Annotated in this window: 11 protein-coding genes and 1 tRNA gene; 5 read left to right on the top strand and 7 right to left on the bottom strand. The window is 75.1% G+C overall.

The features are described from left to right. Positions 1 to 2 precede the first annotated feature (2 nt). Both ABT006_RS09935 and ABT006_RS09930 read right to left on the bottom strand, forming a co-directional pair. A complete protein-coding gene (locus tag ABT006_RS09935) occupies positions 3 to 1,001 on the bottom strand; it encodes an NAD(P)H-dependent glycerol-3-phosphate dehydrogenase (protein ID WP_350704791.1) in 999 nt (332 codons plus the stop codon). A 76-nt stretch (positions 1,002 to 1,077) separates the two neighbouring features. Continuing rightward, complete coding sequence (locus ABT006_RS09930; protein ID WP_350704789.1) at positions 1,078 to 1,812, bottom strand: lysophospholipid acyltransferase family protein; 735 nt, start codon at positions 1,810 to 1,812, stop codon at positions 1,078 to 1,080. 118 nt (positions 1,813 to 1,930) lie between these two features. Here ABT006_RS09930 and cofC point away from each other — a divergent pair, with 118 nt between their 5' ends. The 4 genes from cofC (at position 1,931) to ABT006_RS09910 (ending at position 6,223) form a co-directional block, all read left to right on the top strand. After that, positions 1,931 to 2,575: a 2-phospho-L-lactate guanylyltransferase gene (cofC, locus tag ABT006_RS09925; protein ID WP_350704787.1), complete on the top strand. Its 645-nt coding sequence runs from the start codon at positions 1,931 to 1,933 to the stop codon at positions 2,573 to 2,575. A gap of 72 nt (positions 2,576 to 2,647) precedes the next feature. Continuing rightward, entirely contained in the window at positions 2,648 to 2,845 is a 198-nt protein-coding gene (locus ABT006_RS09920; RefSeq protein ID WP_350684722.1) for a cold-shock protein, read from the top strand. A gap of 221 nt (positions 2,846 to 3,066) precedes the next feature. Next, positions 3,067 to 5,232, top strand: a complete 2,166-nt coding sequence (locus ABT006_RS09915; protein ID WP_502890904.1) for an RNA degradosome polyphosphate kinase — start codon at positions 3,067 to 3,069, stop codon at positions 5,230 to 5,232. A 22-nt stretch (positions 5,233 to 5,254) separates the two neighbouring features. Continuing rightward, positions 5,255 to 6,223 carry an NUDIX hydrolase gene (locus ABT006_RS09910; RefSeq protein ID WP_350704784.1) on the top strand — a complete coding sequence of 323 codons (969 nt, stop codon included), beginning with the start codon at positions 5,255 to 5,257 and terminating at the stop codon, positions 6,221 to 6,223. A gap of 148 nt (positions 6,224 to 6,371) precedes the next feature. On the opposite strand, the gene ABT006_RS09905 is transcribed toward ABT006_RS09910, so the two are convergent. The 4 genes from ABT006_RS09905 to leuC all read right to left on the bottom strand — a co-directional run bounded on the left by ABT006_RS09905 (position 6,372) and on the right by leuC (position 11,388). Then, complete coding sequence (locus ABT006_RS09905) at positions 6,372 to 8,342, bottom strand: endonuclease/exonuclease/phosphatase family protein (RefSeq protein ID WP_350704782.1); 1,971 nt, start codon at positions 8,340 to 8,342, stop codon at positions 6,372 to 6,374. 138 nt (positions 8,343 to 8,480) lie between these two features. Then, positions 8,481 to 9,164, bottom strand: a complete 684-nt coding sequence (locus ABT006_RS09900; protein ID WP_350705119.1) for an HU family DNA-binding protein — start codon at positions 9,162 to 9,164, stop codon at positions 8,481 to 8,483. A 172-nt stretch (positions 9,165 to 9,336) separates the two neighbouring features. Beyond that, a complete protein-coding gene (gene leuD / locus ABT006_RS09895) occupies positions 9,337 to 9,924 on the bottom strand; it encodes a 3-isopropylmalate dehydratase small subunit (RefSeq protein WP_350704780.1) in 588 nt (195 codons plus the stop codon). Positions 9,925 to 9,939: 15 nt separating this feature from the next. Further along, entirely contained in the window at positions 9,940 to 11,388 is a 1,449-nt protein-coding gene (gene leuC / locus ABT006_RS09890) for a 3-isopropylmalate dehydratase large subunit (protein ID WP_350704778.1), read from the bottom strand. Between the two features lie 49 nt (positions 11,389 to 11,437). On the opposite strand from leuC, the gene ABT006_RS09885 reads away from it, so the two are divergent. After that, positions 11,438 to 12,124 (top strand): IclR family transcriptional regulator, encoded by a 687-nt coding sequence (locus ABT006_RS09885; protein WP_350684716.1) that lies wholly within the window; start codon positions 11,438 to 11,440, stop codon positions 12,122 to 12,124. 254 nt (positions 12,125 to 12,378) lie between these two features. Here ABT006_RS09885 and ABT006_RS09880 read toward each other — a convergent pair. Next, a tRNA-Glu gene (locus ABT006_RS09880) sits at positions 12,379 to 12,451 on the bottom strand. Between the last annotated feature and the right edge of the window lie 163 nt (positions 12,452 to 12,614).

The raw sequence follows: 12,614 nt of genomic DNA, 5'->3' as shown, positions 1-12,614 counted from the left end.
GCTCACTCCGGTTTCGTCGTCCGGCTCATCAGGGCGTCGACGGCGAGGCGCGGGTCGACACCCTCGTGGCAGACCAGCTCCACCTGCTCGGTGATCGGCATCTCCACCGCGTGCGCCCGGGCCAGGTCGCGGATGGCGAGGGCGCTCTTGACCCCCTCGGCGGTCTGCCGGGTGGCGACGCGGGCCTCCTCCAGGGTCGCGCCCCGGCCCAGGTGCTCGCCGAACGTGCGGTTGCGGGCCATCGGCGAGGAGCAGGAGGCGACCAGGTCACCCATCCCGGCCAGGCCGGCGAAGGTGAGCGGGTCGGCGCCCAGGGCCACCCCGAGCCGGGCGGTCTCGGCCAGCCCCCGGGTGACCAGCATGGCCCGGGTGTTGTCGCCGAAGCCCATCGCGACGGCAATGCCGTACGCCAGCGCGATCACGTTCTTCACCGCGCCGCCCAGCTCGCAGCCGATCACGTCGTCGTTGGTGTACGGGCGGAAGTAGGAGGTGGTGATCGACCGCTGCACCAGTGTGGCCCGGTCCGGGTCGGTGCAGGCGACCACGGTGGCGGCCGGCTGCTCGGCGGCGATCTCGGGGGCCAGGTTGGGCCCGGAGACCACCACCACCCGGTCCGCCGCCACCCCGGCGGTCTCCACGATCACCTCGCTCATCCGCCTGGTGGTGCCGAGCTCGATGCCCTTCATCAGCGAGACCAGGGTGGCGTCCGGATGCAGGTGCCCGCTCCACTCGGCGAGGTTGCCGCGCAGCGTCTGCGACGGCACGGCCAGCACCACCAGCTCGGCCCCGGTGATCGCCTCGGCGGCGTCCCCGGTCGCCGTGACCCGGGACGGCAGGAGCACGTCCGGCAGGTACTCCGGGTTGCGCCGCTCGGCGCGGATCGTGTCGGCGACCGGCCGGCGGCGCGCCCAGATGGTGACGTCCCGGCCGGCGTCGGCGAGGATCTTGGCGAAGGCCGTCCCCCACGAGCCGGCCCCCAGCACCGCGACGTGCCCGCTCACGCCGCCACCTCGCTCCGCTCGGCGACGGCGCGAGGCGCCACGCTGCCGTGCCTGATGGTTCGCTCGCTCCACTCGCTCACGCCGCCGCTCCCGGCCGGCGCTCGCCACCGGGGCGGCCCGGTCGTTCCCACAGGGGCGGCGGCGTGCCGCCCCGAACCTCCGCGAGCATGTCACGCAGCCGCAGCATGATGGTGTCGGTCATCTCCTCGAGGACAGCCTTCGTCGGGGTGGCTTCGGTCCACCGGCTCAGATCGACCGGCGGGCCGGCGACCACGGTCACCGGGATCCGGGGCCGCGGGTTGAGCCGGGCCCTGCGCGGGTCGAAGATGCGCTCCGGGCCCCACATGGCGACCGGGATCACCGGCGCGCCGGTGGCGAGCGCGAGCCGGGCCGCGCCGGTCTTGCCCTTCATCGGCCACAGGTCCGGTTCGCGGGTGGTGGTGCCCTCCGGGTAGATCACCACGGCGCCGCCCTCGTCGAGCGCGGCGACCAGGGCGTCCAGCGACTTCACCGCGTCCACGGTGCCCCGCTCGACCGGGATCTGCCGGCACCGGTGCAGGATCCAGCCGACCACCGGGACCCGGAACACGCTGGCCTTGCCGAGGAAGCGCGGCCAGCGGCCGGAGTCGTAGACGAAGTGCGCCGCGACCAGGGGGTCGGCGTGCGAGATGTGGTTCGGCACGATGATCACGCCACCGTCGCGGCGGAGGTGCTCCATGCCGCGCCAGGTGCGCCGGGTCCAGACCGTCATGACCGGCTTGACCAGCACCACGGCGAACCATTGCCAGAACCCCAGCCTCCGCCGTGTCACTGCGCCTCCTCGTCCCGCCCCGACCCGCACCGGTCCGCACCCGGTTACGCCCGCAGCGGAAATCATGCCTGCTCGCCCCGGGTCCGGCCAGAGAGGGTACCGCCGTCCGGCTGGCAGGATGGCGGGTGTGAGTCAGCCGAGGTGGACCGTCGTGGTGCCGGTGAAGCGCCTCGCCGCCGCGAAGAGCCGGCTGCGGGGGGCGCTGCCGGCCGTACCGCACGAGGCGCTGGCGCTGGCCCTGGCGGCCGACACGGTCGCCGCGGTGCGGGCCTGCCCGGCGGTGGCCGGGGTGCTGGTGGTCACCGACGACGCCCGGGTGGCCGCGGCGGCCCGCCGGGCGGGCGCCCGCGCGCTGCCGGACGCCCCGGACGCCGGCCTGAACGCCGCCTTCCGGCACGGCGCGTCGGCCGCCGGCGGCGGCTGGGTGGCCGGGCTCACCGCCGACCTGCCCGCGCTGCGCCCGACCGAGCTGGCGGCAGCGCTGCACGCGGCACAGGCCGGCCCGGCGGACGTACGCCGGTACGTGCCTGACGCCCCCGGCGACGGCACCGTGCTGCTGGCCGCGCCACCGGGCGTGCCCCTGGATCCCCGGTTCGGGGTCGGCTCGGCCGCCGCGCACGCCACAAGCGGGGCGCTGGCCCTGACCGGGGACTGGCCGAGCCTGCGCCGCGACGTGGACACCGCCGACGACCTGGCCGCGGCGGCCCGGCTCGGGCTGGGGCCGGAGACCGCCGCGCTCGCCGCCGCCGGCTGCCCCGCCTGACCCGCGCCGGCCGGCGTGGACGCGGCGGTGTGCGGGCGGGGTGCGGGGTGCGGGCGGTGTAGCGTGCGGGGCATGCAGGGCACGGTGGCCACCTACGACGCGGCGACCCGCAGCGGGATGCTGCTCCTCGACGACGGCACCGAGCTGGCCTTCCCGGCCCGGGCGTTCGACGCCTCCGGCCTGCGGCTGCTCCGCCTCGGCCAGCGGCTGCGCGTCGAGACCGACGCCGCCGGCGAGGTCGTCCGGGTGACGTTGCCGACGATGGCCTGAGCGACTGGTCGATGTTCATTTTGCGTTAACCCGGACCGGGTGATTATGGGCGGGTGAGCACCCCTCGCGAGCCCGCCAACCGACCGCCACGCGCCGCCGAGTCGGCCGCAGCCCGCAACGGCACCCGCTCCCGGGGCGCCGACGGCCGCTTCCGCCCGAGCGAGCCGCCCGGGGCCGCCCGGACCGACGACGGCCCCGACGCGGCGACCGCCTCCGCCGGCCTGGAGGAGGTGCTGGACCCGGTCACCGGGCCGTCCCCCGCCGCCCCGGCGGCCCCGGCCCCGGCGGCGCCCGGCGCCGACGACGAGCCGCCCGCCGTGGCGCCGCTGCCCGAGGACCGCTTCCTCAACCGGGAACTCTCCTGGCTCGACTTCAACGCCCGGGTGCTGGCGCTCGCCGAGGACCCGCGCACGCCGCTGCTGGAGCGGGCCAAGTTCCTGGCCATCTTCGCCAGCAACCTGGACGAGTTCTACATGGTGCGGGTGGCCGGGCTGAAGCGGCGGCTCCAGGCCGGCCTGCCGGTACGCGGCGGCGACCGGATGCCGCTGCGCACCCAGCTGGAGCTGGTCGCCGAGAAGGCCGCCACGCTGGTCACCCGGCACTCGGCCTGCTTCACCGACGACGTCCTGCCGAAGCTGGCCGCGGAGGACATCCGCATCCTGCGCTGGGCGGACCTGGACGACCCCGAACGGGAGCGGCTGCGCGCGTACTTCCGGGAGCAGATCTTCCCGGTGCTGACCCCGCTGGCGGTCGACCCGGCGCACCCGTTCCCGTACATCTCGGGGCGGTCGCTCAACCTGGCCGTGGCGGTGCGCGACCCGGACGGCGGCTCCGAGCTGTTCGCCCGGGTGAAGGTGCCGAACAACGTGCCCCGGTTCGTCCGGGTGCACCGGGACCTGCCGGGCGTGCGGATGCTGCCGGTGGAGGACCTGATCTCGGTGCACCTGGGACAGCTCTTCTCCGGCATGCAGGTGGTCGAGTGCCACCTGTTCCGGGTCACCCGCAACGCCGAGGTGGAGGTCGACGAGGACCGCGACGAGGACCTGCTCCAGGCCCTGGAACGGGAGCTGGCCCGGCGCCGGTTCGGCCCGCCCGTCCGGCTGGAGGTGGACGCCTCGATCTCCGACCACATGCTGGAGCTGCTCGTCCGCGAGCTGGACATGCACGACCAGGAGGTGCTGCGGGTGCCCGGCCTGCTGGACCTCTCCGCGCTGTGGCAGCTTTACAACGAGGCCGACCGGCCGGACCTGAAGGACCCCCCGTTCGTGCCGGCCACCCATCCCCGGCTCACCGAGGGCGAGGTGCCGCGCAGCGTCTTCGCCACCCTGCGCGACGGCGACATCCTGGTGCACCACCCGTACCACTCGTTCGCCACCAGCGTGCAGCGCTTCATCGAGCAGGCCGCCGCCGACCCCGACGTGCTGGCCATCAAGCAGACCCTCTACCGCACCAGCGGCGACTCGCCGATCGTCGACGCGCTGGTCGACGCGGCGGCCGCCGGCAAGCAGGTGGTGGTGCTGGTCGAGCTGAAGGCGCGCTTCGACGAGGTGGCCAACATCGGCTGGGCGCGCACCCTGGAGCGCGCCGGCTGCCACGTCGTCTACGGCCTGGTGGGCCTGAAGACGCACTGCAAGACCGCCCTGGTGGTACGCCAGGAGGGCAACCAGATCCGCCGCTACTGCCACATCGGCACCGGCAACTACCACCCGAAGACCGCCCGGCTCTACGAGGACTTCGGCATGCTCACCGCCGACCCGGAGATCGGCGCCGACCTGACCGACCTGTTCAACGTCCTCACCGGCTACAGCCGGCAGACCGCGTACCGGCGGCTGCTGGTCGCCCCGCAGGGCATCCGCAGCGGGCTGATCGAGCGCATCGAGCGGGAGATCTCGCACGTGCGGCTCGGCATGCCCGGGCTCGTGCAGATCAAGGTGAACTCGCTGGTCGACGAGGAGATCACCGACGCCCTCTACCGGGCCTCCCGGGCCGGCGTGCACGTCGACCTGGTCATCCGGGGCATGTGCACGCTGCGGCCGGGGGTGCCGGGCCTGTCGGAGAACATCCGGGTCCGCTCCATCCTGGGCCGGTTCCTGGAGCACTCCCGGATCTTCCGGTTCGGCAACAACGGCGACGCCGAGTTCTGGATGGGCTCGGCCGACCTGATGCACCGCAACCTGGACCGCCGCGTCGAGGCGCTGGTGCAGGTCAGCGACCCGGTCGCCCGGGCCGAGCTGGACCACGTCATGGCCGCCGCGATGAGCCCGGACGTGGAGGCGTTCGAGCTGGCGGCGGACGGCACCTGGAGCCGGCGTACCGGCACGGCCGAGGAGCCGCTGGTGCACCTGCAGGAACTGCTGCTGCGTCGCGTCGGTGGCACGGCGGGCTGACCGGCGCGCATAGGCTGACCGGATGCTGGATGAGCGGGACGCGGCCGGCCCGGGTCGGAGCTGGGCGGCCGACGTCCCCGACGGGACGACGCCGATCCGGGCGGCCGGCGGCGTCGTGTGGCGCCCCGCCGACGACCCCGGCCCCACCGCCGTGGGCCCGGGCGCGCGGCGCGCCGGGGTGCTGGTGTGCCTGGTGCACCGGCCCCGCTACGGCGACTGGTCGCTGCCGAAGGGCAAGCTGGAGCCGGACGAGCACCCCCTGCTCGCCGCCGTACGCGAGGTGGCCGAGGAGGCCGACGTCCGGGCGGTGCCGCAGACGCGGCTGCCCAGCGTGCGCTACCGCAGCGAGGGCCGGCCGAAGGTGGTCGACTACTGGTCGATGCGGGCGGTGGCCGACGGCGGCTTCCAGCCGGGCACGGAGGTCGACGAGGTGCGCTGGCTCGACGTCGACGAGGCCGTGCGGCTGGTCAGCTACCCGCACGACGCGGAGGTGCTGGCCGCGTTCGCGACCCTGCCGGCGGTGACCGGGACGATCGCGCTCGTCCGGCACGGGCACGCCGGCAAGCGGGGCACCTGGTCCGGCCCGGACACCGGCCGGCCGCTCGACGCCCGGGGCTGGGCGCAGGCGCAGGCGCTGGCCCCGCTGGTGGCGCTGGTCCGCCCGGCGCGGCTGCTGTCGGCATCGGCCCGCCGGTGCGTGCAGACCCTCGACCCGGCGGCGGCGCTGCTCGACCTGCCGATCGAGGTGAGCGGCGACCTGGACGAGCCGCGGCCGGGCCAGCAGCCCGACGAGTGCGCACTGGCCGTCGCCGCCCGCCTGACCGCGCTGGCGGCCTCCGGCGAGCAGGCGGGGGTGTGCAGCCAGGGCAAGGTGATTCCGGCCGCCCTGGAGCGGCTCAGCGGGCGGGCGGGCGACTTCACCACCCCGAAGGGCGGCGGCTGGCTGCTCGCCTTCGCCGGGGACCGCCTGCTCGCCGCCGACCGCCTCTGACCGGCCGCCCCCGCCGACCCGTCGACCCGGTGCGGTGCGGCCGCCCCGCCGACCCACCGACCGCCTCTGACCGGCCGCCCCCACCGGCCCGCCGGCCCGGTGCGGTGCGACCGCCCGCGCGCCCCGGCCGACACGGCTCGGCGGCGGGTCAGGCCGGTGGCAGGCTCAGGGTCACGGCGACCGGCAGGTGGTCGCTGGCCGTGCCGAGCGGGGCCACCGGATCGCCTACGCCCAGGTCGGGCGTGACGAAGACGTGGTCGATCTGCTGGCGCGGGTCGTCCGCCGGGCTGGTCGGCAGCGGGCGGGCCGCGGCCAACGCGTCGACCAGCCCGGCCCGGGTGAACTCGGCGAACGCCGGATCGCCCGGCTCGGTGTTCAGGTCGCCGGCGACCACCAGCGGGCGGCCGGCCGCGTACCGGAGGGCGAAGTCGGCGACCGCGCGGGCCTGGACCACCGGGCCCTGGCCGGGCGGCGGTTGCAGGTGGGTGGCGACCACCGCGAGGCGGACGCCGTCGCCGAGGTCGACCGTGACCCCGAGGGCCTGCGCGCCGGTGGGCGCGCCGACCGCCGGCAGCGGCCGGGTCCGGGCCCCGTCCAGGGGCCAGCGGCTCAGCACGGCGTCGCCCCAGAGCGGGTCGGCGGCCGGCGCGAAGACGTACGGCATGTCCAGCCGCTCCGCCAGCAGGTCGAGCGTGTCGTGGCCGCCGTTGAGCAGCCAGCCCCGGTCCACCTCGCTGAGCGCCACGACGTCGGCCCCGGCGACGGCCCGCGCCAGCGCGTCCGGGTCGAAGCGGCCGTCCGTCCCGAAACCCATCCGGACGTTGTACGCCGCCACCCGCACCGTGTCGGGCGGCCCGTCCCGGTTGCTCGCGGACAGCAGCTCGTCGCTGGCGATCGCGGCGACCAGCGCCAGCGCGGTGGCCACGGCGGCGGTCCGCACCGGCGGCGGCGACGACGGCACCGGGCCCACCGCGGGCCGGGCGGCCAGGGCGACCGCGGCGGCCAGCACCGCCACGGCCACGGGCACCCCGGCGTTGGGGTGGCCGAGGTCGTACGCCGCGTAGTAGAGCACCGCCGCGACGGCGAAGAGCAGCATCCCGGCGACCACCGCGTACGCGCGCCGGGATGCTGCCCGGCCCGGATCGGCGGTGTCGTCGACCACCGCGAACCCGGCGGCAGCGGTGGCCTCGGCCCCTTCGGTGGAGCCGGCGGCGGGGGCGTCCCGTCCGTCGGCCGCGCCGGCGGACGCCAGGCAGCCGCCGAGCCCCGCCGCGGCGAGCAGGACGGCCGGCAGCAGCAGTTCCCCGCGCTCGAGGGCGAAGAGGACGGCCCCGGCCACCAGGGCCGCCGGGGCGAGCCACCGCCACGCCCCCTGGCGCGGTGACGCCAGCGCGGCGAGCAGGAATCCGCCGACCGCCACGGCGACCGGGGCGGGGCCGAGGAGCGGCACGGTGGCGACCCCCACCTCGTCGCCGGGATGCGACCGCAGCAGACCGAACTGGTACGTCGTCGCCGTGCGGGCGACCGCCGGGGAGAGCGCCACCATGCCGGCGAGCAGCAGCGCCGGGCCGGCCAGCAGCCAGCTCCGTACGCCGCCCGGGCCGGCCGGCGGCGCGGGCCGCGTCTGCCCCGCCAGGAAGAGTCCGCCGACCAGGCCGGCCGCGAGCCACGACTGCCAGCTCCCGAGGAAGCCCAGGCGGTACGTGTCCAGCGCGGTGTGCAGGATCGCCCCGAAGGCCAGCCCGAGCGCCAGGCCGGGCACCGGCCGGTCGGTGGCGGCGGCGACACCGGCGAGCCAGACCAGCCCGGCGAGCAGCCCGGCCGTGGCGAGCCAGAGCTGGAGCCGCCCGCCCGGTTGGCCGGTGACGGCGAGCCGGGCGGCGACCAGCAGGACGGCGGCGACGAGCGTGACCGGGCGGGCGCCGACCCGGCGGACCAGCGCGGGCGCGGCCAGGGCGAGCACGAACCAGCCGAGCGCGAACGCCCCCAGCAGCTCGGCCGGGGTCGAGGCGGCCTGCCCGAAGATGGTGATGACCGCCGGCAGGAAGACACGCAGCACGTCGACCAGCAGCACGACGCCCAGGGCGAGGGTGAGGGTGGTGCGGTGGCGGTAGCGCACGGGGCTGCCTTTCGCCGACCGGAAGGGGTGCGGCGATTCTGCGTGCGGCGCACCGTTGCGGTCAACGCCCCGACGGCGGGCGCGTGGACGCGGCGAGGGCGCCCACCGTGCCGGTGGACGCCCTCGTACCGCTCGACATCAGCGCTTGGCCGCGGCCTTCTTCGCCGGGGCCTTCTTCGCCGGGGCCTTCTTGGCCGCGGTCGTCTTCTTGGCTGCGGTCGTCTTCTTGGCCGCGGTCGTCTTCGCCGCGGCGGTCTTCTTCGCCGGGGCGGCCTTGGCGGTCGTGGTCTTCTTCGCCGCGGTGGTCTTGGCCGCCTTCGCCGCCGTGGTCTTCTTGGCCGCGGCCGTCTTCTTCGCCGCGGTGGCCTTCGCCGCGGTGGTCTTCTTCGCCGCGGCCGTGGTGGCCTTGGCACCGGTCGCCTTGGCACCCGCCGCCTTGGCACCCGCCGCCTTGGCACCCGCCGCCTTGGCACCCGTGGCCTTGGCACCCGTGGCCTTGGCGGCGGCCGCGGCGGTCTTCTTCGCCGCCGCCGTGGCCTTCGGCACCTTGCCGCTGGCCACCATCTCTTTGAACCCGGCGCCCGGGCGGAAGGTCGGGACGGATGTCTTCTTGACCTTCACCGCCTCGCCGGTCCGTGGGTTGCGCGCTGTTCGGGCGCCCCGGACGCGCTTTTCGAACGCTCCGAATCCGGTGATCGCCACCTTCTCGCCCTTGGTGACCGCCGCCTGGACCTCAGCGAGGACCGCGTCAAGCGCGGCCGTCGCCGTCTTCCGGTCCCCCAGGCGAACGGCGAGCGCCTCGATGAGCTCGGCCTTGTTCACGACTTCCTCCCGATTGTGCAACTGACTCGACGCGAGCCATTCTGCGCGCACGGTATGCCCTGTGCTGCCGGGACACAAACATTCGGTGGAAAAAAGCCCTTGTGTCGTAACGGATTCGCCCCCACCGGTCAGACCGGCGGGGGCGGAAACCGCTACGGGATCGGGCGTACGGCTATGCGACCGAGGGCAGGAACGGCGGCCGGGTGGCCTCGAAGGCGCCGATCTCGGCCTCGTGCCGGAGGGTGAGTCCAATGTCGTCCAAGCCCTCCATCAGCCGCCAGCGGCTGAAGTCGTCGAGCGGGAACGACCAGGTGGCCTCACCGACCCGGACCTGCCGGGCGGTCAGGTCGACGGTGACCGGGGTGGTCGGGTCGGACTCGACGAGATCCCAGATCTCCTCGACCGCTTTCAATTCCAACTCGACCGGGAGCAACCCCTCCTTGAGCGCGTTGCCCCGGAAGATGTCGCCGAAGCGGGGGGAGATCACGGCACGGAAGCCCCAGTCGCGCAGCGCCCAGACGGCGTGCTCCCGGGAGGAGCCGGTGCCGAACTCCGGACCGGTCACGAGAATCGACGAACCGGAATACGCCGCATCGTTGAGCACGAATTCGGGGTCCTCGCGCCAGGCGCTGAACAAGCCGTCCGCGAAACCGGTCCGGGTCACCCGCTTGAGGTACACGGCGGGGATGATCTGATCGGTGTCCACGTTGGAACGGCGCAGCGGCACGGCGGTGCCGGTGTGGGTGGTGAACCTCTCCATCTGCGGTGTGCCCTTCTACAGGTCGGCGGGAGCGGCCAGCCGGCCCGCCACGGCGGTGGCGGCGGCGACCGGCGGGGAGACCAGGTGGGTGCGTCCGCCCCGGCCCTGGCGGCCCTCGAAGTTGCGGTTGGAGGTGGACGCGGAGCGCTGGCCCGGGGAGAGCGTGTCCGGGTTCATGCCCAGGCACATCGAGCAGCCGGCGAAGCGCCACTCGGCCCCGGCGTCGGTGAAGACCTTGTCCAGCCCCTCCGCCTCGGCCGCCTCGCGGACGGCGGCGGAGCCGGGCACGACGAGCATCCGCACCCCGTCGGCGACCCGGTGCCCGCGCAGCACGTCGGCGGCGGCCCGGAGGTCCTCCAGCCGGCCGTTGGTGCAGGAGCCGACGAAGACCACGTCGACCGCGAGGTCGCGCAGCGGGGTGCCGGGGCGCAGGTCCATGTACTCCAGCGCGCGGCGCGCGGCGGTCCGCTCGGCGTCGGTGACGAACTCCTCCGGGTCCGGCACCGACGCGCCCAGCGGCGCGCCCTGACCCGGGTTGGTGCCCCAGGTGACGAACGGGGTGACCGCGCTGGCGTCGAGGGTCACCTCGGCGTCGAAGGTCGCGCCCTCGTCGGTGGGCAGGCTCCGCCAGTAGGCGACCGCCGCGTCCCAGTCGGCGCCCTGCGGGGCGTTCGGCCGCCCCTTCAGGTACGCGAACGTGGTCTCGTCGGGCGCGATCATGCCGGCCTTGGCGCCCCACTCGATCGACATGTTGGCGATGGTCATCCGCCCCTCCATGGACAGCGACCGGATCGCCTCGCCGCGGTACTCGACGATGTGGCCGCGACCGCCGCCGGTGCCGACCTGGGCGATCAGCGCGAGCACCAGGTCCTTGGCGGTGACCCCGGGGGCGAGCTGCCCCGTCACGTTCACCGCCATCGTCTTCGGCCGGCTCTGCGGCAGCGTCTGGGTGGCCAGCACGTGCTCGACCTCGCTCGTGCCGATGCCGAACGCGAGCGCCCCGAACGCGCCGTGGGTGGCGGTGTGCGAATCGCCACACACGATGGTCATGCCGGGCTGGGTGACGCCGAGCTGCGGGCCGATGACGTGCACGATGCCCTGGTTGGCGTCGCCCAACGGGTGCAGCCGCACGCCGAACTCGGCGCAGTTGCGGCGCAGCGTCTCGATCTGTGTGCGCGAGGTGGGGTCGGCGATGGTGAGCAGGTCGCCACGCCGTTCCCGGAACGACGGGTCGGCGTACCCGGTCGGGGTGTTGTGGTCCTCTGTCGCGAGCGTGAGGTCGGTGCGGCGCACCCGGCGGCCGGCGAGGCGCAGCCCGTCGAAGGCCTGCGGGCTGGTCACCTCGTGCAGCAGGTGCAGGTCGATGAAGAGCAGGTCGGGCTCGCCCTCGGCGGCCCGTACGACGTGCGCGTCCCAGACCTTCTCGGCCAGGGTCCTCGGCTCGGTAGTAGTGACTCCCACCATCTGGACATCCTAAATTCTGGGAGGTAAATTTCGGCTTGTGGGACACAGTATGAGCGGTGTCGGCGTTCTCGACAAGGCGGTGGTCATCTTGGCCGCCTGCGTCGACGGCGCCAGCCTGGCCGAACTCGTTGAACGCACCAAGCTGCCCCGGGCGACCGCGCACCGGCTGGCGCAGGCGCTGGAGATCCACCGGATGCTCGTCCGGGACACCCAGGGCCGCTGGCGCCCCGGCCCGCGCCTGGGTGAGCTCGCCAACGCCGCGCCGGACGTGCTCCTGACGGCGGCGGAGCCGCTGCTGGCCGCCCTGCGCGACGCCACCGGCGAGAGCGCGCAGCTCTACCTGCGCCGCGCCGACGAGCGGATCTGCGTGGCCGCCGCCGAGCGGGCCAGCGGCCTGCGGGACACCGTGCCGGTCGGCTCGGTGCTGCCGATGACGGCCGGCTCGGCGGCCCAGATCCTGCTCGCGTGGGAGCCGCCGGAGGCGGTGATGCCGCTGCTGCCCAGGTCGAAGTTCACCGGCCGCACCCTCGCCGAGGTACGCCGCCGCGGCTGGGCGCAGAGTGTCGCCGAGCGGGAGGCCGGTGTGGCGAGCATCTCAGCGCCGATCCGCGACCGCACCGGTCGGGTCATCGCCGCGATCAGCGTCTCCGGCCCGATCGAGCGCCTCGGCCGCCGCCCCGGCGAACGCCACGCCATGGCCGTCGTCCGGGCCGGCCAACGCCTCTCCGGCCTCTGACCCACCCGCCGGCGGCCTTCCAGGCCGGGGTCCGGCAGGCGGGCGGGCCGCCGGCATTCGGCCGGGGAGCCGGAATCCGGGCGGTGCCGAGAGCCCGCGCGGGCCGCCGAGAGCCGGGCCAGGACGGCAGCCGAGAGCCGGGCCAGGACCGGTAGCCGGAAGCCGGAAGCCGGAAGCCGCGCCGGCTGGAAAGCGGGGTGGCTGGAACAGCGAAATGGTCCGCCTCGCTGGAGCGAGGCGGACCATTCGTGTTGTAGCCCCGACCGGATTCGAACCGGCGCTACCGCCTTGAGAGGGCGGCGTCCTGGGCCGCTAGACGACGGGGCCAAGACTTTCCCTGCTTCCACCGCCCTTGCGAACGGTGCCGCTGTAGTCTAGCGGCGTCCCCTGAGGGGGCCGGCACCGGGTCGGGCGGGCGCGCGGGCCTCCGCGACGCCAGGTGCCGGGCGGCCGGCACGCGGTCGCCGTAGGAAACGGGGCAGAGGCGGCC

Source organism: Micromonospora sp. NPDC002717 (assembly GCF_040295705.1).
GTDB lineage: Bacteria > Actinomycetota > Actinomycetes > Mycobacteriales > Micromonosporaceae > Micromonospora.
This window is presented reverse-complemented; position numbering and strand designations above follow the sequence as displayed.

What these genes read in the sequence shown, in the direction of transcription:
- ABT006_RS09885 (WP_350684716.1), top strand. Translation starts at nt 11,438, where the DNA reads ATGAGCGGTGTCGGCGTTCTCGACAAGGCGGTGGTCATCTTGGCCGCC.
- leuD (WP_350704780.1), bottom strand. Translation starts at nt 9,924, where the DNA reads ATGGAGAGGTTCACCACCCACACCGGCACCGCCGTGCCGCTGCGCCGT.
- ABT006_RS09910 (WP_350704784.1), top strand. Translation starts at nt 5,255, where the DNA reads ATGCTGGATGAGCGGGACGCGGCCGGCCCGGGTCGGAGCTGGGCGGCC.
- leuC (WP_350704778.1), bottom strand. Translation starts at nt 11,388, where the DNA reads ATGGTGGGAGTCACTACTACCGAGCCGAGGACCCTGGCCGAGAAGGTC.
- ABT006_RS09920 (WP_350684722.1), top strand. Translation starts at nt 2,648, where the DNA reads ATGCAGGGCACGGTGGCCACCTACGACGCGGCGACCCGCAGCGGGATG.
- cofC (WP_350704787.1), top strand. Translation starts at nt 1,931, where the DNA reads ATGGCGGGTGTGAGTCAGCCGAGGTGGACCGTCGTGGTGCCGGTGAAG.